Here is a 24,470-nt window from a genome sequence, read left to right on the forward strand (position 1 = left end):
GGATTTTTTCATGTATGATACGCGCCCCATTTCGTTGCCCGACTGTCCGAGAACACCCCATGCAGCTCTCTTCGCTCACTGCGGTTTCCCCTGTTGACGGCCGCTACGCCGGCAAAACCCAGGCCCTGCGCCCGATTTTCAGCGAATACGGCCTGATCCGTGCTCGCGTTCTGGTTGAAGTGCGCTGGCTCCAGCGCCTGGCCGCTCACCCTGCCATCAGCGAAGTGCCGGCGTTCTCCGCCGAAGCCAACGCGGTGTTGAACACCCTGGCGGAAAACTTCTCTCTGGAGCACGCCGAGCGTGTCAAAGAGATCGAGCGCACCACCAACCACGACGTCAAAGCCATTGAGTACCTGCTCAAAGAGCAAGCGGCCAAGCTGCCGGAACTGGCTGCCGTCAGCGAATTCATCCACTTTGCCTGCACCAGCGAGGACATCAACAACCTGTCCCACGCCCTGATGCTGCGCGAAGGCCGTGATGACGTGATGCTGCCGCTTATGCGCCAGACCGCCGAAGCCATCCGTGAACTGGCGATCCGCTTCGCTGACGTACCGATGCTGTCGCGCACCCACGGCCAACCGGCTTCGCCGACCACCCTGGGCAAAGAGCTGGCGAACGTGGTTTACCGTCTGGAGCGTCAGATCGCTCAAGTCGCCGCCGTTCCGCTGCTGGGCAAAATCAACGGCGCTGTCGGCAACTACAACGCTCACCTGTCGGCCTACCCTGAGATCGACTGGGAAGCCAACGCCCGCGCCTTCATCGAAGACGAGCTGGGCCTGGGCTTCAACCCGTACACCACGCAGATCGAACCGCACGACTACATCGCCGAGCTGTTCGACGCGATCGCGCGCTTCAACACCATCCTGATCGACTTCGACCGCGATATCTGGGGCTACATCTCCCTGGGTTATTTCAAACAGCGCACCATCGCTGGCGAAATCGGTTCCTCGACCATGCCGCACAAGGTCAACCCGATTGACTTCGAAAACTCCGAAGGCAACCTGGGCATCGCCAACGCACTGTTCCAGCACCTGGCGAGCAAGCTGCCGATCTCGCGCTGGCAGCGCGACCTGACCGACTCCACCGTACTGCGCAACCTCGGTGTCGGCTTCGCCCACAGCGTGATTGCCTACGAAGCCAGCCTCAAAGGCATCAGCAAGCTGGAGCTCAACCAGCAGAAGATTGCTGCTGACCTGGACGCGTGCTGGGAAGTATTGGCCGAGCCGATCCAGACTGTGATGCGCCGCTACAACATCGAAAACCCGTACGAGAAATTGAAAGAGCTGACTCGCGGCAAGGGCATCAGCCCTGAAGCGCTGCAGACCTTCATCGACGGCCTGGACATGCCTGCGCAAGCCAAGGCCGAGCTGAAACTGCTCACCCCGGCCAACTACATCGGCAACGCTGTAGCGCAAGCCAAACGCATCTGATCGACCGCTTTACCCGTTTGAGACGCCCGGCAGCGCCGGGCGTTTTTATTCCCGTCTGAAAAGTGCTTTTTTTCAATAGGTTACACATGAATCCTGATATTCCTCTTCAACTTCTGGGCGGCATCACGGCGCGCGAATTCCTGCGTGACTACTGGCAGAAAAAACCCCTGCTGATCCGTCAGGCGATCCCTGATTTCGAAAGTCCGATCGACGCCGACGAACTGGCCGGCCTTGCGCTGGAAGAAGAAGTCGAATCGCGCCTGGTGATCGAGAACGGCGAGCGCCCTTGGGAATTGCGCCGTGGTCCGTTCGCCGAAGACGAATTCAGCAAACTGCCGGAACGTGACTGGACCCTGCTGGTTCAAGCGGTCGACCAGTTCGTGCCGGAGGTCGCTGAGCTGCTGGAGAACTTCCGCTTCCTGCCGAGCTGGCGCGTCGACGATGTGATGATCAGCTTCGCCGCCCCGGGTGGCAGTGTTGGCCCGCACTTCGACAACTATGATGTGTTCCTGCTGCAGGGTCACGGCAAGCGCAACTGGAAAATCGGCCAGATGTGCGATTCCGAGAGCAAGCTGCTGCAACACGCCGACTTGCGCATCCTCGCTGATTTCGACGCCACCGACGAATGGGTGCTGGAACCGGGCGACATGCTCTACTTGCCGCCGCGTCTGGCTCACTGCGGTGTGGCCGTTGACAACTGCCTGACTTACTCGGTCGGTTTCCGCGCACCAAGCGCCTCTGAAGTGCTGACCCACTTCACCGATTTCCTCAGCCAGTTCCTGTCGGACGAAGAGCGTTACACCGACGCCGACGCCCTGCCGGCGGTCGATCCTCATCAGATCCAGCACGACGCCCTCGATCGCCTGAAAAGCTTGCTGGCCGAGCATATGAGTGACGAGCGCTTGCTGCTGACCTGGTTCGGCCAGTTCATGACCGAGCCGCGCTACCCGGAACTGGTGGTGGGCCCGGAAGAGGTCGAAGAAGAGGACCTGCTCGCCAGCCTCGAGCAAGGCGCGATCCTGATCCGCAACCCGAGCGCGCGCCTGGCCTGGTCTGAAGTCGATGATGATCTTTTGCTGTTCGCCAGCGGCCAGAGCCGTTACCTGCCGGGCAAACTGCGCGAGCTGCTGAAAATGATCTGCGCCGCCGACTCCCTGCATACCGACAACCTTGGCGAGTGGCTGAACGACGAAGACGGTCGCGGCCTGCTGTGCGAATTGGTCAAGCAAGGCAGCCTGGGGTTTGCTGATGAATAAAATTCACGTACGTGTCGCAGACTGGCAAAAGGACAACGCCGAGATCCGGCGCATTCGTGAGACGGTGTTCATCGCCGAGCAATCCGTTCCGCCTGAGCTGGAATGGGATGCTGATGACGCAACGGCAGTCCACTTTCTGGCCTTTGAAGGCGACTTCCCGATCGGCACCGCTCGGCTGTTGCCAGATGGTCACATCGGTCGGGTATCGGTACTGAAGGACTGGCGCGGCTTGAAAGTCGGCGATGCGCTGATGCAAGCGGTGATCGGTGAAGCCGAGAAGCGCGGGCTGAAGCAGCAGATGCTGAGCGCGCAAGTGCAGGCCACGGCGTTCTATGAGCGCTTGGGTTTCAGCATGGTCAGTGAGGAGTTCCTGGAAGCCGGGATTCCGCATGTGGACATGGTGCGGCATTCGGTTTGAGACCGAGGTGAAGCCTTCGCGGGCAAGCCTCGCTCCTACAGGTATTCGCGTACCGTAGGAGCGAGGCTTGCCCGCGAAGAGGCCCTGAAGAAGACCCCAAAACGCCCCGCCATCAACCGATGCCGGGGCGTTTTGCTGTCTACGATTCAACTTGCCCCACCACGGGCCGACAAACTGGCAATATCAAGACTTTAAAGGCCGGAGATAACGGATATGTCCCTACGCACCCTGCTCACAACGCTGCTGCTGACCTGCAGTTTTTCGGTCATGGCCGCCACCGAGATCGTGCCCCTGAACTATCGCACCAGCGCCGACCTGCTGCCGGTGGCGCAGAATTTCATCGGCAAGGACGGCCAGGTCAGCGCCTATGGCAATCAGCTCATCGTCAACGCAGAACAGCGCAAGATCGACGAACTTAAGGCCTTGGTCAGCCAACTCGATGTGGCCGCCAAGCGCTTGCTGATCACCGTCGACACCAGCGAAAACAACTTCCAGGGTGATCAGGGTTATTCGGTGAACGGTGCCAAGCCGAGCCAGACTCGCATCATCAACCGCAGCACCGACAGCCGCGACGGCGGTATCCAGCAGGTTCAGGCCAGCGAAGGCACACCCGCGCTGATCCAGGTCGGCCAGAGCGTGCCGCTCACCAGCACCCAGACCGACAGCTATGGCGACCTGCGCAGCCAGACCGAATACCGCAACGTCACCCAAGGCTTCTACGTGACTGCTAGCGTCACCGGCGACATCGTTCATCTGGCAATCAGTACCAACCGTGACCGGATGAGCCAGGAACGTCCCGATGTAGTGAACGTGCAAAGTACCGACACAACTGTCAGCGGTCGATTGGGCGAGTGGATCACCCTGGCCGGCGTGAATCGCCAGACTCAAGCTGACAAACAGGGCCTGACCCGCAGCTACTCTACGCAGGGCCGAGATGACATGACCCTGCGGGTGAAAGTCGACACACTGGACTAAAGCACCAAAAACTGACTGATTAGTCGTATTAGACTAAAGATGTAGTGCTTGAAAAAAAGCACTACAAAACGTTTGACGAGCCAAAAAAGCAAAGGCATGATGGCCTCGCTCCCGCTAATCAGAGGCCCTGGCAAGGGCTTTCGAGTCGCTGTTCGCACCTACCCCGCGAGCCGATTCGTGTCTGTACCGCCCACAAGGTGTGTTTGACGAGGTTGCCGACTGGAACGAAGTTGTCCCGAGGGACGGAAGCGTAATTAGGTAACCCGGCTCCACACTGAAGTTCGCACCAAGGCCCACGACGCCCGAATGCGCCCGACAGTTCGCCCTTACCTGCTCACTTTCCCCTCGAGCCCATCGTTCATCCCGTCGCATCCCCCGCCGAACCCGACTTGACCGCCTAAGCTTCTGGTCAGCGAGCAGCCTTTTACGCCCCTTTAAAATGCGTTATCTGGCTGGAGCAGGAATTTCCACCAAGAACGACTTTTTATCAAAGACGCGACGAGGTTTATCTCCATGGCACTGACACGCGAACAGCAAATTGCAGCCCTCGAAAAAGATTGGGCTGAAAACCCGCGCTGGAAAGGCGTGACACGCAATTACTCCGCTGCTGACGTCGTCCGTCTGCGTGGCTCGGTTCAACCTGAGCACACCTTTGCAAAAATGGGCGCCGAGAAGCTTTGGAACCTGGTCACCCAGGGTGCCAAGCCGTCCTTCCGTCCTGAGAAAGATTTCGTCAACTGCATGGGCGCCCTGACCGGCGGCCAGGCTGTGCAACAAGTCAAGGCCGGTATCCAGGCGATCTACCTGTCGGGCTGGCAAGTAGCTGCGGACAACAACTCCGCCGAATCGATGTACCCGGATCAGTCGCTGTACCCGGTGGATTCGGTTCCGACCGTGGTCAAGCGCATCAACAACTCGTTCCGTCGCGCCGACCAGATCCAGTGGAAAGCCGGCAAGAACCCGGGCGACGAAGGCTACATCGACTACTTCGCGCCGATCGTGGCTGACGCTGAAGCCGGTTTCGGTGGCGTACTGAACGCTTACGAGTTGATGAAGAGCATGATCGAAGCAGGCGCCGCCGGCGTTCACTTCGAAGACCAACTGGCTTCCGTGAAAAAATGCGGCCACATGGGCGGCAAGGTACTGGTTCCTACCCAGGAAGCGGTGCAGAAGCTGACCGCTGCTCGTCTGGCAGCTGACGTTGCCGGTACACCGACCATCATCCTGGCTCGTACCGACGCCAACGCAGCCGACTTGCTGACTTCCGATTGCGACCCGTATGACCAGCCATTCGTGACTGGCGAACGCACCCAGGAAGGCTTCTACAAAGTACGCGCCGGTCTCGACCAGGCCATCGCTCGCGGCCTGGCCTACGCACCGTTCGCCGACCTGATCTGGTGCGAAACCGCCAAGCCGGATCTGGAAGAAGCACGTCGCTTCGCTGAAGCGATCAAAAAGGAATACCCGGACCAACTGCTGTCGTACAACTGCTCGCCTTCCTTCAACTGGAAGAAAAACCTGGACGACGCGACCATCGCCAAGTTCCAGCGCGAACTGTCCGCCATGGGTTACAAGCACCAGTTCATCACCCTGGCCGGCATTCACAACATGTGGCACAGCATGTTCAACCTGGCGCACGACTACGCCCGCAACGACATGACTGCCTACGTGAAGCTGCAAGAGCAAGAGTTCGCTGACGCCGCCAAGGGTTACACCTTCGTGGCTCACCAGCAAGAAGTGGGCACCGGCTACTTCGACGACATGACCACCGTGATCCAGGGTGGCACGTCCTCGGTGACCGCGCTGACCGGCTCGACCGAAGAAGAACAGTTCCACTGATCTGCTTCATCTGAGTAAACGGCCGTTGCGGACCGAATAAAAGCTAACCGCAGCGCTGCACATCTGACGCCCCGACTGGTTCGGGGCGTTTTTTTGCCTGCGTTTTTTTGACCACTGCAAAACCCTGTGGGAGCTGGGCTTGCCCGCGATGGCGGCCTGTCAGTCAGCATCTACTGCGTCTGATACACCGTCATCGCGGGCAAGCCCGGCTCCCACAGGGAACGGGTCAACCCACAAAATTTTGCGAAACACATTGATCCAGAGCAGTTTCACGCCCCGGAAAATCAGGTAAAACGACCGTGCTCGCTACTTGCAGTAACGCGCATATAAGACAACTTCCCAGCCACTCACCCGTTAAACAGTTTGAAAACTGCGACAAATAATATTGATTATCATTTAGCGGCAAGTATGTTCGTTACATTCCCTACAAAACATATTTGACAAAACCCCCGCTAATGCCCGAGCGGCATGGGCTACAGGGCTTTGGAGGCACGCTATGTCCTTATTCTTGTAAATAATTTCGCTATCTGAATTTTACTTGCTCGGTGTTTAGCCATAAAATCACCGCGATTGATTGCTGCGACATATCGTCACTGCTTTGTTTCTTTTCAAGCTCAGAGACCTTTGCTCTCTGTTAAGGATTTCCAGCATGCCCGAAGCGACCGGACTCATGGCCCACAACTGGGGCTTTGCCATTTTCCTTCTGGGTGTCGGCGGCCTTTGCGCCTTCATGCTCGGCGTCTCCAGCCTCCTCGGGTCAAAAGCCTGGGGCCGCAGCAAAAACGAACCGTTCGAGTCCGGCATGCTACCTACAGGTGGCGCCCGCTTGCGGCTCTCAGCCAAATTCTATCTGGTCGCGATGCTCTTCGTGATCTTCGATATCGAAGCCCTTTTTCTCTTTGCCTGGTCTGTGTCCGTCCGCGAAAGCGGCTGGACCGGATTCGTCGAAGCTCTCGTTTTCATAGCAATTCTGTTGGCAGGTCTTGTCTACCTATTCCGAGTGGGTGCCCTTGACTGGGCTCCGGAAGCTCGGCGCAAGCGGCAAGCGAAGCTGAAACAATGAGGCTTTGGCAATGCAATACAATCTCACCAGGATCGACCCCGATGCTCCTAACGAGCAGTATCCGATTGGCAAACGGGAAACCGTTTCCGATCCGTTAGAAGATCAAGTCCACAAAAACATTTTCATGGGCAAGCTCGAAGACGTGCTCAACGGCACGATCAACTGGGGGCGCAAGAACTCCCTGTGGCCGTATAACTTCGGTCTTTCGTGCTGCTACGTGGAAATGACCACCGCCTTCACGGCGCCCCACGACATCGCGCGCTTTGGCGCCGAGGTTATCCGGGCATCGCCGCGTCAGGCGGATTTCATGGTTATCGCCGGTACCTGCTTCATCAAGATGGCGCCGATCATTCAGCGTCTCTACGAGCAAATGCTCGAGCCTAAATGGGTCATCTCCATGGGTTCGTGCGCCAACTCCGGTGGCATGTACGACATCTACTCCGTCGTTCAAGGGGTGGACAAGTTCCTGCCCGTGGACGTCTACGTGCCTGGCTGCCCGCCCCGCCCTGAAGCTTTTCTGCAAGGCTTGATGCTGTTGCAGGAGTCGATTGGCCAGGAGCGTCGTCCACTTTCCTGGGTCGTTGGTGATCAAGGCGTCTATCGCGCCGAGATGCCTTCCGAAAAGGAAAAACGCCGCGAACAGCGTATTCAGGTAACCAACCTGCGCAGCCCCGACGAAGTCTGATCCAGATCTGTTCTTACAAAGAAACGAGAAACTGGCTTCATTCTTTACGTTGACCGAAAGCGATAAATAACCATGACTACAGGCAGTGCTCTGTACATCCCGCCTTACAAGGCAGACGACCAGGATGTGGTCGTCGAACTGAACAATCGTTTTGGCCCGGAGGCGTTCACCGCCCAGCCGACCCGCACCGGCATGCCGGTGCTTTGGGTTGCCCGCGCCAAACTCGTCGAAGTCCTGACCTTCCTGCGCAACCTGCCCAAGCCGTACGTCATGCTCTATGACCTGCACGGCGTGGACGAGCGTCTGCGCACCAAGCGTCAAGGGCTGCCAAGCGGCGCCGACTTCACTGTGTTCTATCACTTGATGTCGATCGAACGTAATAGTGACGTAATGATCAAGGTCGCCTTGTCCGAGAGCGACCTCAGCGTGCCGACCGTTACCGGTCTGTGGCCGAACGCCAACTGGTACGAGCGTGAAGTGTGGGACATGTACGGCATCAACTTTGCCGGTCACCCGCACCTGACCCGCATCATGATGCCGCCGACCTGGGAAGGTCACCCGTTGCGCAAGGACTTCCCGGCCCGCGCCACCGAGTTCGACCCGTTCAGCCTGACCCTGGCCAAGCAACAGCTTGAGGAAGAAGCCGCACGCTTCAAGCCTGAAGACTGGGGTATGAAGCGTTCCGGTGCGAACGAGGACTACATGTTCCTCAACTTAGGTCCCAACCACCCTTCGGCGCACGGTGCGTTCCGCATCATTCTGCAGCTGGACGGTGAAGAGATCGTCGACTGCGTGCCGGACGTCGGTTACCACCACCGTGGTGCCGAGAAGATGGCCGAGCGTCAGTCCTGGCACAGCTTCATTCCGTACACCGACCGTATCGACTACCTCGGCGGCGTGATGAACAACCTGCCGTACGTGCTTTCGGTCGAGAAGCTGGCCGGCATCAAGGTGCCCGAGAAGGTCGACGTCATCCGCATCATGATGGCCGAGTTCTTCCGGATCACCAGCCACCTGCTGTTCCTGGGGACTTACATCCAGGACGTCGGCGCCATGACCCCGGTGTTCTTCACCTTCACCGACCGCCAGAAGGCGTACACGGTGATCGAAGCCATCACCGGCTTCCGTCTGCACCCGGCCTGGTACCGCATCGGTGGCGTCGCTCACGACTTGCCGCGCGGCTGGGAAAAACTGGTCAAGGATTTCGTCGAGTGGATGCCAAAGCGTCTGGACGAATACCAGAAAGCCGCACTGGACAACAGCATCCTGCGTGGCCGGACCATCGGCGTCGCCGCCTACAACACCAAAGAAGCCCTGGAATGGGGCGTCACCGGTGCCGGCCTGCGTTCCACCGGTTGCGATTTCGACCTGCGTAAGGCTCGCCCTTACTCCGGCTACGAAAACTTCGAATTCGAAATCCCGCTGGCGGCCAATGGCGATGCCTACGACCGTTGCATCGTTCGCGTCGAAGAAATGCGCCAGAGCCTCAAGATCATCGAGCAGTGCATGCGCAACATGCCGGAAGGCCCGTACAAGGCGGATCACCCGCTGACCACGCCGCCACCCAAAGAGCGCACGTTGCAACACATCGAGACCCTGATCACGCACTTCCTGCAAGTTTCGTGGGGCCCGGTCATGCCGGCCAACGAATCCTTCCAGATGATCGAAGCGACCAAGGGCATCAACAGTTATTACCTGACGAGCGATGGCGGCACCATGAGCTACCGCACCCGGATTCGTACTCCAAGCTTCCCGCACCTGCAGCAGATCCCTTCGGTGATCAAAGGCAGCATGGTCGCGGACTTGATCGCGTACCTGGGTAGTATCGATTTCGTTATGGCCGACGTGGACCGTTAAGCATGAACAGCACGCTTATCCTGACAGACCGTTTCGCCCTGAGCGAAACCGAGCGCTCGGCCATCGAGCATGAGCTGCATCACTACGAAGACCCGCGCGCGGCGTCGATCGAAGCCCTGAAGATCGTCCAGAAGGAACGTGGCTGGGTGCCTGACGGCGCGCTCTACGCCATCGGCGAGATCCTCGGCATCCCGGCCAGCGACGTTGAAGGCGTGGCGACGTTCTACAGCCAGATCTTCCGTCAGCCTGTGGGCCGTCACATCATTCGCGTCTGCGACAGCATGGTCTGCTACATCGGCGGCCACGAGTCGGTGGTCAGCGAAATCCAGAGCAAGCTGGGCATCGGCCTGGGTCAAACCACCGCCGACGGTCGTTTCACCCTGCTGCCGGTCTGCTGCCTCGGCAACTGCGACAAGGCGCCGGCGTTGATGATCGACGACGACACGTTCGGTGATGTGCAGCCTGCCGGTGTTGCCAAATTGCTCGAGGGCTACGTATGACCCTGACTTCCTTCGGTCCAGCCAACCGCATCAAGCGTTCGGCCGAGACTCACCCGCTCACCTGGCGTCTGCGTGACGACGGCGAAGCCGTATGGCTCGACGAGTACCAGGCCAAGAACGGTTACGCCGCTGCGCGCAAGGCCTTCGCCGACATGGCCCAGGACGACATCGTCCAGACCGTGAAAGACTCCGGCCTCAAAGGCCGCGGCGGTGCAGGCTTCCCCACGGGCGTGAAGTGGGGCCTGATGCCCAAGGACGAATCCATCAACATCCGCTACCTGCTGTGCAACGCGGATGAGATGGAGCCGAACACCTGGAAAGACCGCATGCTGATGGAGCAACTGCCCCATCTGCTGATCGAAGGCATGCTGATCAGTGCTCGCGCGCTGAAAACCTACCGTGGCTACATCTTCCTGCGTGGCGAATACACCACCGCCGCCAAGCACCTCAACCGTGCCGTGGAAGAAGCCAAGGCAGCAGGCCTGCTGGGTAAAAACATCCTGGGCAGCGGCTTCGATTTCGAGCTGTTCGTCCACACCGGCGCCGGGCGTTACATCTGCGGTGAAGAAACCGCATTGATCAACTCCCTCGAAGGCCGCCGCGCCAACCCGCGCTCCAAGCCACCCTTCCCTGCCGCCGTGGGCGTGTGGGGCAAGCCGACTTGCGTGAACAACGTTGAAACCCTGTGCAACGTGCCGGCGATCATTGCCGACGGCGTGGACTGGTACAAATCGTTGGCCCGCGAAGGCAGCGAAGACATGGGTACCAAGCTCATGGGCTTCTCCGGCAAGGTCAAGAACCCTGGCCTGTGGGAATTGCCGTTCGGCGTCACCGGTCGCGAGTTGTTCGAAGACTACGCCGGCGGCATGCGCGACGGTTACAAGCTCAAGTGTTGGCAGCCAGGCGGCGCCGGTACCGGTTTCCTGTTGCCAGAACACCTGGACGCACAAATGTATGCCGGCGGCATCGCCAAAGTGGGCACCCGTATGGGTACCGGCCTGGCCATGGCGGTGGACGACAGCGTCAACATGGTGTCGTTGCTGCGCAACATGGAAGAGTTCTTCTCCCGCGAATCCTGCGGCTTCTGCACCCCATGCCGTGATGGTCTGCCGTGGAGCGTCAAGCTGCTGCGCGCGATCGAGAACGGTGAAGGGCAAGCCGGCGATATCGAGACCCTGCTGGGTCTGGTCGGTTTCCTCGGCCCGGGCAAGACCTTCTGTGCACACGCACCGGGTGCCGTGGAGCCGTTGGGCAGCGCCATCAAATACTTCCGTCCAGAGTTCGAAGCCGGCATCGCGCCTACCAGCGCCGTCGTCCCGCCTCTGGCAAGGCCGATCGTAGTCGGCGCGTAAACGCTTAAAAAAGGCGAAGGGTCCGTGCCTTTCGCCTTCTCGTGTGATGACGCCGTAAACGGCTGTGTTGATTCACGCGAATAACAAGATTCCATTAGCCACGCCCGCTGACACCGGGCCAACGAAGAACTTTGAACCATGGCCACTATCCACGTAGACGGCAAAGAGCTCGAAGTCGATGGGGCAGACAACCTGTTACAGGCGTGTCTGTCGCTAGGCCTCGATATCCCTTATTTCTGCTGGCACCCAGCCCTTGGCAGCGTTGGCGCTTGCCGCCAATGCGCGGTCAAGCAGTACACCGACGAGAACGACAAGCGTGGTCGGATCGTCATGTCCTGCATGACCCCCGCCACCGACGGCAGCTGGATCTCCATCGACGACGAAGAAGCGAAAGTGTTTCGCGCCAGCGTCGTCGAATGGCTGATGACCAACCACCCTCACGACTGCCCGGTCTGTGAGGAAGGCGGTCACTGCCACCTGCAAGACATGACCGTGATGACCGGCCACAACGAGCGCCGCTATCGCTTCACCAAGCGTACTCACCAGAACCAGCAACTGGGCCCGTTCATTTCCCACGAAATGAACCGCTGCATCGCTTGCTATCGCTGCGTGCGCTTCTATAAAGACTATGCCGGCGGCACCGACCTCGGTGTATTCGGCGCCCACGACAACGTGTACTTCGGGCGCGTTGAAGACGGCACCCTCGAAAGCGAGTTCTCCGGCAACCTCACCGAGGTCTGCCCGACCGGTGTGTTCACCGACAAGACTCACTCCGAGCGCTACAACCGTAAGTGGGACATGCAGTTCTCGCCGAGCATCTGCCATGGCTGCTCCAGCGGTTGCAACATTTCCCCGGGCGAGCGTTACGGCGAACTGCGTCGCATCGAAAACCGTTTCAACGGTTCGGTGAACCAGTACTTCCTGTGCGACCGTGGCCGTTTCGGCTATGGCTACGTCAACCGCGAAGACCGCCCGCGTCAGCCACTGCTGGCCAACGGCGCCAAGCTGAGCCTGGACGAAGCACTGGATAAAGCCGCTGACCTGCTGCGCGGTCGCAACATCGTCGGTATCGGTTCACCGCGCGCCAGCCTCGAAAGCAACTACGCGTTGCTGGAACTGGTCGGCGCCGAGCACTTCTACTCCGGTATCGAAGCCGCTGAACTTGAGCGCATTCGGCTGGTTGTGCAGGTGCTCAAAGACAGCCCGCTGCCGATCCCGAACATGCGCGACATCGAAGATCACGATGCGATTTTCGTCCTCGGTGAAGACCTGACCCAGACTGCCGCGCGCATGGCCCTGGCCCTGCGTCAATCGGTCAAGGGCAAAGCCGAAGACATGGCCGACGCCATGCGCGTTCAGCCATGGCTCGATGCCGCAGTGAAGAACATCGGTCAGCACGCGCTGAACCCGCTGTTCATCGCCAGCCTGGCTGAAACCAAGCTCGACGACGTGGCTGAAGAATGCGTTCACGCCGCTCCAGACGACCTGGCCCGCATCGGTTTCGCCGTGGCTCACGCCCTCGATGCCAGCGCGCCGGCCGTTGAAGGCCTGGACGCTGAAGCCCTTGAACTGGCTCAGCGCATCGCCAACGCCCTGCTCGCTGCCAAGCGTCCGTTGATCATTGCCGGTACCTCGCTGGGTTCCAAGGCGCTGATCGAAGCTGCAGCGAACATCGCCAAGGCCCTGAAGCTGCGCGAGAAGAACGGTTCCATCAGCCTGATCGTGCCAGAGGCCAACAGCCTCGGCCTGGCCATGCTCGGTGGTGACTCGGTCGACGCAGCCCTGCAAGCGGTGATCGACGGCAAGGCGGACGCCATCGTCGTGCTGGAAAACGATCTGTACACCCGTACCGACAAAGCTAAGGTCGATGCTGCCCTGAACGCCGCGAAAGTGGTAATCGTGGCGGACCATCAGAAGACCGCCACCAGCGATCGCGCGCACCTGGTGCTGCCAGCTGCCAGCTTCGCTGAAGGCGACGGTACGCTGGTCAGCCAGGAAGGCCGCGCCCAGCGTTTCTTCCAGGTCTTCGACCCGACTTACCTCGACGCAAGCATTCTGGTTCACGAAGGCTGGCGCTGGCTGCATGCCCTGCGTTCGACCCTGCTGAACCAGCCGATCGACTGGACCCAACTGGATCACGTCACCGCTGCCGTTGCTGCGAGCAAACCGCAACTGGCGCGCATCGTCGATGCCGCACCGTCCGCCGCGTTCCGCATCAAAGGCCTGAAACTGGCTCGCGAACCGCTGCGTTACAGTGGCCGGACCGCCATGCGCGCCGACATCAGCGTGCACGAACCGCGTACTTCCCAGGACAACGACACCGCGTTCTCGTTCTCCATGGAAGGTTACTCGGGCTCGGTCGAACCGCGTCAGCAAGTACCATTCGCCTGGTCTCCGGGCTGGAACTCGCCGCAAGCCTGGAACAAGTTCCAGGACGAAGTCGGTGGTCACATCCGTGCTGGCGACCCGGGCACTCGCCTGATCGAAAGCACCGGTGATTCGCTGAACTGGTTCGCCAGTGTTCCGCGCGCGTTCAACCCGGCTCCGGGCACCTGGCAGGTCGTGCCGTTCTTCCACCTGTTCGGCAGCGAAGAGAACTCTTCCAAAGCCGCGCCGGTTCAAGAGCGCATTCCAGCCCCTTACCTGTCGCTGGCCAAGTCCGAAGCCGATCGCCTGGGTGTCAATGACGGTGCCCTGCTGAGCCTGAACGTGGCCGGCCAGACCTTGCGTCTGCCGCTGCGTATCAACGAAGAGCTGGGCGCCGGTCTGGTCGCATTGCCGGCCGGTATTGCCGGTATTCCGCCAGCGATCTTCGGCAAATCCGTTGACGGTCTGCAGGAGGCAGCGCTATGACCTTGTTCACTCCTGAAGTGATCGACGTAATCATCGCGGTCCTCAAGGCCATCGTGATCCTGCTCGCCGTGGTGGTGTGCGGCGCGCTGCTGAGCTGGGTCGAGCGTCGTCTGCTCGCCCTCTGGCAGGACCGCTACGGTCCGAACCGTGTCGGCCCGTTCGGCGCGTTCCAGATCGCCGCCGACATGATCAAGATGTTCTTCAAGGAAGACTGGACCCCGCCGTTCGCCGACAAAGTAATCTTCACGTTGGCGCCGGTCGTGGCCATGAGCGCCTTGCTGATTGCCTTCGCGATCATCCCGATCACCCCGACCTGGGGCGTGGCGGATATCAACATCGGCATCCTGTTCTTCTTCGCCATGGCCGGTCTGTCGGTCTACGCGGTGCTGTTCGCCGGCTGGTCGAGCAACAACAAGTTCGCCCTGTTGGGCAGCTTGCGGGCCTCGGCGCAAACCGTGTCGTACGAAGTGTTCATGGGCCTGTCGCTGATGGGCATCGTGATCCAGGTTGGCTCGTTCAACATGCGCGACATCGTTGAATACCAGGCGCAGAACCTGTGGTTCGTCATTCCGCAGATCTTCGGTTTCCTGACCTTCTTCATCGCTGGCGTCGCCGTGACTCACCGTCACCCGTTCGACCAGCCGGAAGCGGAACAGGAACTGGCCGACGGTTACCACATTGAATACGCCGGCATGAAATGGGGCATGTTCTTTGTCGGTGAGTACATCGGCATCGTGCTGATTTCGGCGCTGCTGGTGACGTTGTTCTTCGGTGGCTGGCACGGTCCGTTCGGCATTCTGCCGCAGATCCCGTTCATCTGGTTCGCACTGAAAACCGCGTTCTTCATCATGTTCTTCATCCTGCTGCGCGCCTCGATTCCGCGCCCACGGTATGACCAAGTGATGGATTTCAGCTGGAAGTTCTGCCTGCCGCTGACCCTCGTCAACATGCTGGTGACCGCTGCGGTCGTGTTGCTCAACACGCCCGCCGTCGCGGCTCAGTGAGGATAGAGAATCATGAAGTACATTTTTGACATCGTGCATGGCTTCTTCACCCAGCTTCGCAGCCTGGTGATGATCTTCGGCCACGCCTTCCGCAAGCGCGACACGCTGCAATACCCGGAAGAGGCGGTGTACCTGCCGCCGCGCTTCCGTGGTCGTATCGTGCTGACCCGCGACCCCGACGGCGAAGAACGTTGTGTAGCCTGCAACCTGTGCGCCGTGGCGTGCCCGGTCGGTTGCATCTCGCTGCAGAAAGCTGAAACCGAAGACGGTCGCTGGTACCCGGACTTCTTCCGCATCAACTTCTCGCGCTGCATTTTCTGCGGCCTCTGCGAGGAAGCCTGCCCGACCACCGCGATCCAGCTGACACCGGATTTCGAGATGGCCGAGTTCAAACGTCAGGACCTGGTGTACGAGAAAGAAGATCTTTTGATCTCCGGCCCCGGCAAAAACCCTGATTACAACTTCTATCGTGTTGCAGGTATGGCGATTGCCGGTAAGCCTAAAGGCGCCGCGCAGAATGAAGCCCAGCCGATCAACGTGAAGAGCTTGCTGCCTTAAGGAAGAAAGATGGAATTCGCTTTCTATTTCGCATCGGGTATCGCTGTTGTGTCCACGCTTCGCGTGATCACCAACACCAACCCCGTGCACGCCCTGCTCTACCTGATCATTTCGCTGATCGCCGTGGCCATGACGTTCTTCGCCCTCGGCGCACCGTTTGCCGGTGTACTGGAAGTGATCGCCTACGCTGGCGCCATCATGGTGCTGTTCGTGTTCGTGGTGATGATGCTGAACCTGGGCCCGGCCTCGGTTCAGCAAGAGCGTGTCTGGCTCAAGCCCGGTATCTGGCTGGGCCCCGTCGCCCTCGGCACCCTGCTGCTGGTTGAACTGCTGTATGTGCTGTTCAGCGATGCCAGCGGTCAGGCCATCGGCCACACCACCGTAGACGCCAAGGCCGTGGGCATCAGCCTGTTCGGTCCGTATCTGCTGGTGGTCGAACTCGCCTCGATGCTGCTGCTCGCCGCAGCGGTTACGGCATTCCACTTGGGCCGCAACGAAGCCAAGGAGCAATGACGATGCCTGCTATCCCTTTGGAGCATGGTCTGGCGGTCGCTGGCATCCTGTTCTGCCTCGGTCTGGTCGGCCTGATGGTCCGGCGCAACATTCTCTTCGTGCTGATGAGCCTGGAGGTCATGATGAATGCCTCCGCGTTGGCGTTCATCGTTGCCGGTAGCCGCTGGGGTCAACCGGATGGACAGATCATGTTCATCCTGGTGATCAGCCTGGCAGCCGCCGAGGCCAGTATTGGCCTGGCGATTCTGTTGCAGCTGTATCGCCGCTTCCACACTCTCGATATCGACGCTGCCAGCGAGATGCGCGGATGAACCTTCTCTATCTGACTTTCGTATTCCCTCTCATTGGTTTCCTGCTGCTGTCGTTCTCCCGTGGACGCCTCTCGGAAAACCTTTCGGCGCTGATCGGCGTCGGCTCCATTGGCCTGTCGGCAATCGTCACGGCCTACATCATCTGGCAGTTCAACGTTGCGCCACCTGAAGGCGGTCACTACACCCAAGTGTTGTGGCAATGGATGGCGGTGGAAGGCTTCACGCCTAACTTCGCCCTGTACCTGGATGGTCTGTCCCTGACCATGCTCGGTGTGGTGGTCGGCGTTGGCTTCCTGATCCACCTGTTCGCGTCCTGGTACATGCGCGGTGAAGCCGGTTACTCGCGCTTCTTCGCCTACACCAACCTGTTTATCGCCAGCATGCTGTTCCTGGTCCTGGCCGATAACCTGCTGTTCGTGTACTTCGGCTGGGAAGGCGTGGGTCTGTGCTCGTACCTGTTGATCGGTTTCTACTACAGCAACCGCAACAACGGTAACGCGGCACTCAAAGCCTTCATCGTGACCCGCGTCGGCGACGTGTTCATGGCCATCGGCCTGTTCATCCTGTTCCAACAGTTGGGCACGCTGAACATTCAGGAGCTGCTGGTCAAGGCGCCTGAGCACTTCAAGGCCGGTGACTTCTGGATCGTTCTGGCGACCCTGATGCTGCTGGGCGGCGCTGTCGGTAAATCCGCGCAATTGCCGCTGCAAACCTGGCTGGCGGATGCGATGGCCGGCCCGACTCCGGTTTCGGCACTGATCCACGCCGCGACCATGGTGACCGCCGGTGTCTACCTGATTGCCCGTACCCACGGCCTGTTCGCACTGGCGCCGGATATCCTGCACCTGGTAGGTGTCGTGGGTGGCGTGACGCTGGTGCTGGCAGGTTTTGCCGCACTGGTGCAGACCGACATCAAACGTATCCTCGCCTACTCGACCATGAGCCAGATCGGCTACATGTTCCTGGCCCTAGGCGTAGGTGCGTGGGACGGCGCGATCTTCCACCTGATGACCCACGCCTTCTTCAAGGCGCTGCTGTTCCTTGCATCCGGTTCGGTGATCGTTGCCTGCCACCACGAGCAGAACATCTTCAAGATGGGCGGCCTGTGGAAGAAGCTGCCACTGGCCTACGCCAGCTTCATCGTCGGCGGCGCGGCCCTGGCGGCCTTGCCGCTGGTGACCGCGGGCTTCTACTCCAAGGATGAAATCCTTTGGGAAGCGTTCGCCAGCGGTAACGAGGGTCTGCTTTATGCCGGTCTGGTCGGCGCCTTCATGACCTCGCTGTACACCTTCCGCCTGATCTTCATCGCGTTCCACGGTGAAGCGAAGACCGAAGCGCATGCCGGTCACGGCATTGCTCACTGGCTGCCACTGTCGGTGCTGATCGTACTGTCGACGTTCGTCGGCGCGATGATCGTTCCGCCGCTGCACGGTGTACTGCCACAAAGCGTCGGTCATGCCGGCGGCGAAGCCAAGCACAGTCTGGAAATCGCCTCGGGTGCCATCGCCCTGGCTGGTATCCTGCTGGCCGCGCTGCTGTTCCTCGGCAAGCGCCGCTTCGTCACCGCCATCGCCAACAGCGGCGTCGGCCGCTTCCTTTCGGCCTGGTGGTTCGCTGCCTGGGGCTTCGACTGGATCTACGACAAACTGTTCGTCAAGCCTTACCTTGCGATCAGCCACATTCTGCGCAAAGACCCGCTCGACCAGACCATCGGTCTGATCCCGCGTATGGCCAAAGGCGGTCACACCGCCCTGAGCCGCACCGAGACCGGTCAATTGCGTTGGTATGCCGCCTCGATGGCTGCTGGTGCCGTGCTGGTAATCGGCGCCGTCGTGCTGGTAGCGGTCTGATATGAACCTTGCGAACTTGCGAAAGGAAACGAGCCCGTCATGATTCTGCCCTGGCTAATCCTGATCCCCTTCATCGGCGGCCTGCTGTGCTGGATGGGTGAGCGCTTCGGCGCCACCCTCCCCCGCTGGATTGCGCTGATCACCATGTCCCTGCTGCTCTCCCTCGGCCTCTGGCTGTGGGCCAACGGTGACTATTCATTTGCACCGGCGCCTGGCGCCGATCCGACCTGGGCGATTGAGTTCAAGCACGTCTGGATCCAGCGCTTCGGCATCAACGTGCACCTGGCCCTCGACGGCCTGTCGCTGTTGATGATCCTGCTGACCGGCCTGCTGGGTGTCCTCTCGGTACTCTGCTCGTGGAAAGAGATCCAGCGTCATGTGGGCTTCTTCCACCTGAACCTGATGTGGATCCTGGGCGGTGTCGTTGGCGTGTTCCTCGCCCTCGACCTGTTCATGTTCTTCTTCTTCTGGGAAATGATGCTGGTGCCGATGTACTTCCTCATCGCGCTCTGGGGTCACAGTTCTTCGGACGGCAAGAAAACCCGGATCTACGCGGCGACCAAGTTCTTCATCTTCACTCAGGCTTCCGGCCTGATCATGTTGGTGGCGATCCTGGGCCTGGTACTGGTCAACTTCAACGACACTGGCGTGATTACCTTCAACTACGCCGATCTGTTGAAAACCAAGATGTCGACGACCACCGAGTACATCCTGATGCTCGGCTTCTTCATCGCCTTCGCGGTCAAGCTGCCAGTCGTACCGTTCCACTCCTGGTTGCCTGACGCTCACGCCCAGGCGCCGACCGCGGGTTCCGTGGACCTGGCCGGTATCTTGTTGAAGACTGCGGCGTATGGCCTGCTGCGTTTCGCCCTGCCGCTGTTCCCGAATGCCTCGGCCGAGTTCGCGCCGTTCGCCATGACCCTGGGTCTGATCGGGATCTTCTACGGTGCCTTCCTGGCTTTCGCACAAACCGACATCAAGCGTCTGATCGCCTTCTCGTCCGTTTCCCACATGGGCTTCGTGTTGATCGGCATCTACTCCGGCAGCCAACTGGCGCTGCAGGGCGCAGTGATGCAGATGCTGGCGCACGGTCTGTCGGCCGCGGCACTCTTTATCCTCTCCGGTCAGCTGTACGAGCGTACCCACACCCGCGATATGCGTGAGATGGGTGGCCTGTGGTCGAAGATTGCCTACCTGCCGGCCCTCAGCCTGTTCTTCGCCGCCGCGTCCCTGGGCTTGCCGGCGACCGGTAACTTTGTCGGTGAGTTCCTGATCCTGATCGGCACCTTCGCCAGCGCGCCATGGGTCACCGTGATCGCCACATCCGGCCTGGTGTTCGGTTCGGTCTACTCGCTGATCATGGTCCACCGTGCCTTCTTCGGCCCGTCGAAATCGGACGCGGTGCTGCATGGCATGGACGGTCGCGAACTGATCATGGTGGTTGGGCTTGCGGCGCTGCTGATTTACATCGGCGTGTACCCGCAACCGTTCCTCGATACCTCTGCCGCGACGATGCATGGCGTGCAGCAGTGGCTCGGCACCGCCTTCACTCAACTCGCTTCGGCCCGGTAAGAGCGCTATGGAATTCACGACTCAACACTTTATCGCGCTTGCGCCGTTGTTGATCACCAGCGCCACGATCATCGTGGTGATGCTGGCTATCGCATGGCGCCGCAACCACTCTCAGACCTTCCTGCTGTCGGTGGCAGGTCTGAACCTGGCTCTGCTGTCGATCCTGCCAGCCCTGAAAGTCGCGCCACTGGCCGTGACGCCATTGCTGCAGATCGACACCTTCGCTTGCCTGTACATGGCGCTGATCCTGGTCGCCACCCTCGCCTGTGTGACCCTCGCCCACGCCTACCTCGGCGATGGCGGTTCGGGTTACCCGGGCAACCGTGAAGAACTTTACCTGCTGATCCTGATGTCCGCCGCCGGTGGCCTGGTCTTGGTCAGCGCGCAGCACCTGGCTGGCTTGTTCGTCGGTCTGGAGCTGCTCTCGGTACCGGTTTACGGTCTGGTGGCGTATGCCTTCTTCAACAAACGTTCGCTGGAAGCCGGCATCAAGTACATGGTGCTGTCGGCTGCCGGTTCCGCGTTCCTGTTGTTCGGCATGGCCCTGCTCTACGCCGACGCCGGCAGCCTGAGCTTCAACGGCATCGGTCAGGCCCTGGCGGCCACTGGCCTGCCAAGTTCGCTGGCTCAAATGGGCCTGGGCATGATGCTGATCGGCCTGGCGTTCAAACTGTCGCTGGTACCGTTCCACCTCTGGACCCCGGACGTTTACGAAGGTGCTCCGGCACCAGTGGCAGCGTTCCTGGCCACCGCGTCGAAAGTCGCTGTGTTCGCGGTGATGGTGCGTCTGTTCCAGATCTCCCCAGCGGCGAGCAGTGGCGTGCTGAGCGATGTACTGACCATCATCGCCATCGCGTCGATCCTGTTCGGTAACCTGCTGGCACTGACCCAGAGCAACCTCAAGCGTCTGCTGGGTTACTCGTCCATCGCCCACTTCGGCTACCTGCTGATCGCCCTGGTGGCGAGCAAAGGCCTGGCCGTGGAAGCCATCGGCGTGTACCTGGTCACCTACGTGATCACCAGCCTCGGTGCGTTCGGTGTGATCACCCTGATGTCCTCGCCGTACAACGGCCGTGACGCGGATGCCCTGTACGAATACCGCGGCCTGTTCTGGCGCCGTCCGTACCTGACCGCCGTCCTGACCGTGATGATGCTGTCCCTGGCCGGTATCCCGCTGACCGCGGGCTTCATCGGCAAGTTCTACATCATCGCCACCGGTGTCGAATCGCAGCAATGGTGGCTGGTCGGCTCCCTGGTACTGGGCAGCGCCATCGGCGTCTTCTACTACCTGCGTGTGATGGTCACCCTGTACTTGATGGAACCGAACCTGCGTCGCCACGACGCGCAACTGCACTGGGAACAACGTGCAGGCGGCGTGATGCTGCTGGCGATTGCCGTACTGGCGTTCTTCCTCGGCCTGTACCCACAGCCGCTGCTGAACCTGGTTCAGCAATCGGGGTTGGCGGGTTGATCGCTTAGGCGTACTCGGCAGAAAACAGAAACGGCACCTTCGGGTGCCGTTTTTGCGTTTGTTAACCCGAGCCAGCACCGGCAGAGCATCTGGTGGAAGAACACGCCTTCACCCTGCCCAAACCAGCAGAGTCCGGCTTCCACATCGTCCAGACACCCATGACCCTCGAAGCACTGGAACGCTCGCTTTTCGAAATCACACCCAGCGATGTGCTGCGCCGCGAGTTCCGCTCGCTCAATCGCCATCTCGGTGAACGGGTAAAGCCAGGGCAAATGGTTATCTTCAGCGACTCGCGCAACTACATGTGCGGGCGCGAAGAGGCACAGATGATGGCAGCAGCGGAGAAAGTGAATGAAGCGCTGAAGGATCTGACGGATGAAGAGGCTTCATTCATGGTTGAGCGCCATGAGGTGATTGAGCCATTTTTGCCATCTCAGCGGAAAACTCTTCGGGGTACTTGCCTAAAACCAGCGAATAGTTTTGCCAGTCCTTTCAATAAAAAACGCGGCCCTTCTAGCGCCGCGTTTTTTTGCTTCTTTAAGAACCGTCGTCGCGACTACTCACCCGGTTCAACGTTATCCAACGCCTGATTCACCGCCAGCTCCCCCAGCATGACCACTTGCGCAATACCCAGCAGGGTCTTGCGGTGGGTGCCTTCCAGCAAAGCGGCGAAGTCACCGAGCATGACCGTAGCCGAGGACAATGACTCGCTGGCATTGGCCAGCAGGGATTCGGTATCGGCTTTGGGATTGGCGAAAAACATCCGGTTGGGGGTGTAGGGCTTGGCCATGATGTGGGCTACGGGGTTGAGGTAGTAATCGAGGGCGCGTTCGGCGGCTTCGTGGAGTTTTTTGGTGTCGATGGAGGCGTAGGGGGATGTAGGGTCGGTGTCCGTAGCTGTGTTTGCTTCGGGAGGGTTGGGTGTTGGCTTTTTCATGGTGTATCTCCGGTCTAGCAGTGGAGCTGGCCCATTCGGTTTCCGAACGAAGGGGTGGCAGCTGTACGCAGGTTGGAAACCCGGGGAACGGAGAACCCGGTTGACCCGAAGGTCTCCCGCGCACAGACATCGCCATCACCCCGTCGAATGCAATCAACTTGATCAAGTTCATATTCCGCACCTTCGAAATCCGACTCATAAAAAAGCCCGGCATCGACGCTCGATGACGGGCTAGTTCAAGTGCGACACGCTTACAAGTCTTTGGTCTTGTCGTCCTTCTTTTCATTCAACACGACGGGGTCACGCGCCTGTTCTTTGGCGACAAACTTCTCCACCGAGCGGTCATTGGCCGCCATCATTTTTTCAAAGGCTCTATCGCCGCCGCCTTCAGCCAAAACAACAGAAGACATCACCAACGCCGCTGCAAACGCACTCAGTTGTGCAAGTTTCATGTTTGATTCCTCGTTTAATTAACTAACGAGGTCAAGGTAACAATCCGAACCTTTCGTGACGGTGGCGTGGAGATTACATATCCGTTATGTAGCTGCCACTCTGTTGAATCAGGGCAAAGAATTAATGTGGGAGCGAGCCTGGCTGCTGATACTGCCGGCGTTGTATCAGCTCGCCCATCGACGCGACGAAGACGCAGCTTCAACCAAGTAGATGATCCCCTTGTGGGAGCGAGCCTGCTCGCGATAGCGATCTGTCAGTCGGCAATGATGCTGACTGATCCACCGCCATCGCCCACCAGGTCGCCAGTTTCCGGGTTTTTCAGCAGCTCCAGTTGAAAGCTGCGAAACAGTTCGTCGTCCAGGTAGTCACTTCGATGCTTTTGAAATGCGGGTAATTCTCTGCCGCATCTGTTCGACCGCTTTTACCGGGTCGACAGCAGCCGCTCCCACTCGCAAGGCAGCACCGGACTGGGCCTGGCCATCGTCCGTTCGATCATGAGCCTGCATCAGGGGGTGGCGCAGGTTAAAAGCTTGCCCGGGACGGTGACGGTGTTTCGATTGGGGTTTCCCGCCCCCGAGGAATAAATGTCGCCGCCCCATTGGTTGCCCAGCACACAGATTTAGCAATTTTGGGTTAACCCGGCCTGCCTTTCCCGGTCTCATCCCCCCTTTCCAGAATCGTCTCGCGGGTGAATCAGCCGCGTCCTACATCCCGATCCCACCTTCGACTTTAATGTAATGACTTGACCGAATTGGCAGGAACAGAAGCCTTGACCTATTCGATTCTTGTGATAGAAATATACGCAGGTAACGTACAGAACATGGATGCTCTTTTTATCGAATTACCCGCATTTCAAAAACACAGAAATGACTATCTGGACGACGAACTGTTTCGCAGCTTTCAACTAGAGCTGCTGAAAAACCCGGAAACTGGCGACTTGGTGGAAGGTATGGGCGGGTTGCGAAAGGTCCGTTTCTCCGACCAGCGACGCGGTAAAGGCAAGCGCAGTGGACTAAGGGTGATTTATTACTGGTGGTCGGGTTTTGATCAATTCTGGCTGTTCACCATATATAGCAAAAACGAGCAATACGACTTGTCGCCTTCCCAGAAGAAACTTTTCAGACAAACTCTAGATAGCGAAATCAACACGAGATCCCACTATGAAACGTGACATTTTTGCCGAACTGATGGAAGGCCTTGAAGCCTTGGCCGACGAGCGCCAAGGCAAGGTCACGCTGCGAACCCACAAGGTCAAACTGCCAAAACTGGTGCCAATCACTGCCGAGGAAGTGGTAGCCATACGCCAACAGCTCAACCTTTCCCGTTCGGTGTTCGCGATGTATTTGCGTACGAATACCCGGACGCTGGAGAACTGGGAACAAGGACGGGCGAAACCTAATGCTCAGGCGACCACCCTTATCCGGCTGGTTGAGCGCTTTCCGGAGACGGTTGAACAACTGGCGGCGCTGACCTGAAGTGTTTGCGGCGTACTCAATGACGCCATCGCGAGCAGGCTCCCACAGGGGACTACGTTCTGTCAGAAAGAATGCGGTTCAATGTGGGAGCGAGCCTG

At 59.4% G+C, this 24,470-nt stretch carries 23 protein-coding genes and 2 pseudogenes; 22 read left to right on the forward strand and 3 right to left on the reverse strand.

Annotated elements, in window-relative coordinates:
* Positions 1 to 59 precede the first annotated feature (59 nt).
* The 19 genes from purB (at position 60) to AB7M26_RS24750 (ending at position 22,097) form a co-directional block, all read left to right on the forward strand.
* Positions 60 to 1,430 (forward strand): adenylosuccinate lyase, encoded by a 1,371-nt coding sequence (gene purB, locus AB7M26_RS24660; RefSeq protein ID WP_123493780.1) that lies wholly within the window; start codon positions 60 to 62, stop codon positions 1,428 to 1,430.
* 86 nt (positions 1,431 to 1,516) lie between these two features.
* The gene (locus AB7M26_RS24665; protein ID WP_123493778.1) at positions 1,517 to 2,686 is read left to right on the forward strand and encodes a ribosomal protein uL16 3-hydroxylase; all 1,170 of its coding nucleotides are present in this window, start codon (positions 1,517 to 1,519) and stop codon (positions 2,684 to 2,686) included.
* On the forward strand, positions 2,679 to 3,104 hold the full coding sequence (locus tag AB7M26_RS24670; protein ID WP_123493776.1) for a GNAT family N-acetyltransferase: 426 nt from the start codon (positions 2,679 to 2,681) through the stop codon (positions 3,102 to 3,104). Before AB7M26_RS24665 ends, AB7M26_RS24670 begins: the two co-directional genes overlap by 8 nt.
* 213 nt (positions 3,105 to 3,317) lie before the next feature.
* On the forward strand, positions 3,318 to 4,079 hold the full coding sequence (locus AB7M26_RS24675; RefSeq protein WP_123493774.1) for a secretin N-terminal domain-containing protein: 762 nt from the start codon (positions 3,318 to 3,320) through the stop codon (positions 4,077 to 4,079).
* Positions 4,080 to 4,592: 513 nt separating this feature from the next.
* Positions 4,593 to 5,918 carry an isocitrate lyase gene (gene aceA, locus AB7M26_RS24680; RefSeq protein ID WP_095631551.1) on the forward strand — a complete coding sequence of 442 codons (1,326 nt, stop codon included), beginning with the start codon at positions 4,593 to 4,595 and terminating at the stop codon, positions 5,916 to 5,918.
* Positions 5,919 to 6,567: 649 nt separating this feature from the next.
* On the forward strand, positions 6,568 to 6,981 hold the full coding sequence (locus AB7M26_RS24685; RefSeq protein WP_007905050.1) for an NADH-quinone oxidoreductase subunit A: 414 nt from the start codon (positions 6,568 to 6,570) through the stop codon (positions 6,979 to 6,981).
* Between the two features lie 10 nt (positions 6,982 to 6,991).
* Positions 6,992 to 7,666: a NuoB/complex I 20 kDa subunit family protein gene (locus AB7M26_RS24690; RefSeq protein ID WP_007905053.1), complete on the forward strand. Its 675-nt coding sequence runs from the start codon at positions 6,992 to 6,994 to the stop codon at positions 7,664 to 7,666.
* A gap of 72 nt (positions 7,667 to 7,738) precedes the next feature.
* Positions 7,739 to 9,523: an NADH-quinone oxidoreductase subunit C/D gene (nuoC, locus tag AB7M26_RS24695; RefSeq protein ID WP_008014895.1), complete on the forward strand. Its 1,785-nt coding sequence runs from the start codon at positions 7,739 to 7,741 to the stop codon at positions 9,521 to 9,523.
* Between the two features lie 2 nt (positions 9,524 to 9,525).
* Complete coding sequence (gene nuoE, locus AB7M26_RS24700) at positions 9,526 to 10,023, forward strand: NADH-quinone oxidoreductase subunit NuoE (RefSeq protein WP_007905058.1); 498 nt, start codon at positions 9,526 to 9,528, stop codon at positions 10,021 to 10,023.
* Positions 10,020 to 11,375: an NADH-quinone oxidoreductase subunit NuoF gene (gene nuoF / locus AB7M26_RS24705; RefSeq protein ID WP_008068294.1), complete on the forward strand. Its 1,356-nt coding sequence runs from the start codon at positions 10,020 to 10,022 to the stop codon at positions 11,373 to 11,375. The genes nuoE and nuoF overlap by 4 nt, the downstream gene beginning before the upstream one ends.
* Positions 11,376 to 11,513: 138 nt before the next feature.
* Positions 11,514 to 14,228, forward strand: coding sequence for an NADH-quinone oxidoreductase subunit NuoG (gene nuoG / locus AB7M26_RS24710; protein ID WP_123493772.1), 2,715 nt, complete (start codon positions 11,514 to 11,516; stop codon positions 14,226 to 14,228).
* Positions 14,225 to 15,232, forward strand: coding sequence for an NADH-quinone oxidoreductase subunit NuoH (gene nuoH / locus AB7M26_RS24715; protein ID WP_007905066.1), 1,008 nt, complete (start codon positions 14,225 to 14,227; stop codon positions 15,230 to 15,232). The genes nuoG and nuoH overlap by 4 nt, the downstream gene beginning before the upstream one ends.
* A gap of 12 nt (positions 15,233 to 15,244) precedes the next feature.
* Positions 15,245 to 15,790, forward strand: a complete 546-nt coding sequence (gene nuoI / locus AB7M26_RS24720; RefSeq protein WP_008014903.1) for an NADH-quinone oxidoreductase subunit NuoI — start codon at positions 15,245 to 15,247, stop codon at positions 15,788 to 15,790.
* A 9-nt stretch (positions 15,791 to 15,799) separates the two neighbouring features.
* Positions 15,800 to 16,303, forward strand: coding sequence for an NADH-quinone oxidoreductase subunit J (nuoJ, locus tag AB7M26_RS24725; RefSeq protein ID WP_007905076.1), 504 nt, complete (start codon positions 15,800 to 15,802; stop codon positions 16,301 to 16,303).
* Positions 16,304 to 16,305: 2 nt separating this feature from the next.
* The gene (gene nuoK, locus AB7M26_RS24730) at positions 16,306 to 16,614 is read left to right on the forward strand and encodes an NADH-quinone oxidoreductase subunit NuoK (protein ID WP_007905077.1); all 309 of its coding nucleotides are present in this window, start codon (positions 16,306 to 16,308) and stop codon (positions 16,612 to 16,614) included.
* Positions 16,611 to 18,464, forward strand: a complete 1,854-nt coding sequence (gene nuoL / locus AB7M26_RS24735; protein ID WP_123493770.1) for an NADH-quinone oxidoreductase subunit L — start codon at positions 16,611 to 16,613, stop codon at positions 18,462 to 18,464. The genes nuoK and nuoL overlap by 4 nt, the downstream gene beginning before the upstream one ends.
* A 39-nt stretch (positions 18,465 to 18,503) precedes the next feature.
* On the forward strand, positions 18,504 to 20,036 hold the full coding sequence (nuoM, locus tag AB7M26_RS24740) for an NADH-quinone oxidoreductase subunit M (RefSeq protein WP_123493768.1): 1,533 nt from the start codon (positions 18,504 to 18,506) through the stop codon (positions 20,034 to 20,036).
* Positions 20,037 to 20,043: 7 nt separating this feature from the next.
* Positions 20,044 to 21,507 carry an NADH-quinone oxidoreductase subunit NuoN gene (gene nuoN / locus AB7M26_RS24745; protein WP_123493766.1) on the forward strand — a complete coding sequence of 488 codons (1,464 nt, stop codon included), beginning with the start codon at positions 20,044 to 20,046 and terminating at the stop codon, positions 21,505 to 21,507.
* Positions 21,508 to 21,599: 92 nt separating this feature from the next.
* Complete coding sequence (locus AB7M26_RS24750; protein WP_123493764.1) at positions 21,600 to 22,097, forward strand: hypothetical protein; 498 nt, start codon at positions 21,600 to 21,602, stop codon at positions 22,095 to 22,097.
* Here the strand turns inward: AB7M26_RS24750 and AB7M26_RS24755 are convergent.
* From AB7M26_RS24755 to AB7M26_RS24765, 3 genes and pseudogenes are all read right to left on the reverse strand, one after another.
* Positions 22,064 to 22,444 carry a DUF6124 family protein gene (locus AB7M26_RS24755; protein WP_007896129.1) on the reverse strand — a complete coding sequence of 127 codons (381 nt, stop codon included), beginning with the start codon at positions 22,442 to 22,444 and terminating at the stop codon, positions 22,064 to 22,066. The two genes, AB7M26_RS24750 and AB7M26_RS24755, sit on opposite strands and share 34 nt — an antisense overlap.
* A gap of 251 nt (positions 22,445 to 22,695) precedes the next feature.
* Positions 22,696 to 22,896 carry a co-regulatory protein PtrA N-terminal domain-containing protein gene (locus AB7M26_RS24760; protein ID WP_008014333.1) on the reverse strand — a complete coding sequence of 67 codons (201 nt, stop codon included), beginning with the start codon at positions 22,894 to 22,896 and terminating at the stop codon, positions 22,696 to 22,698.
* A gap of 278 nt (positions 22,897 to 23,174) precedes the next feature.
* Positions 23,175 to 23,258, reverse strand: a pseudogene (locus AB7M26_RS24765) (toxin); the annotation flags it as partial.
* 37 nt (positions 23,259 to 23,295) lie between these two features.
* On the opposite strand from AB7M26_RS24765, the pseudogene AB7M26_RS24770 reads away from it, so the two are divergent.
* From AB7M26_RS24770 to AB7M26_RS24780, 3 genes and pseudogenes are all read left to right on the forward strand, one after another.
* Positions 23,296 to 23,481, forward strand: a pseudogene (locus AB7M26_RS24770) (ATP-binding protein); the annotation flags it as partial.
* Between the two features lie 236 nt (positions 23,482 to 23,717).
* The gene (locus tag AB7M26_RS24775; protein WP_123496675.1) at positions 23,718 to 24,068 is read left to right on the forward strand and encodes a type II toxin-antitoxin system RelE/ParE family toxin; all 351 of its coding nucleotides are present in this window, start codon (positions 23,718 to 23,720) and stop codon (positions 24,066 to 24,068) included.
* Entirely contained in the window at positions 24,058 to 24,372 is a 315-nt protein-coding gene (locus AB7M26_RS24780) for a helix-turn-helix domain-containing protein (protein ID WP_007896134.1), read from the forward strand. Before AB7M26_RS24775 ends, AB7M26_RS24780 begins: the two co-directional genes overlap by 11 nt.
* The last annotated feature ends 98 nt before the right edge of the window (positions 24,373 to 24,470 follow it).

Source organism: Pseudomonas sp. F-14 TE3482 (assembly GCF_053629455.1).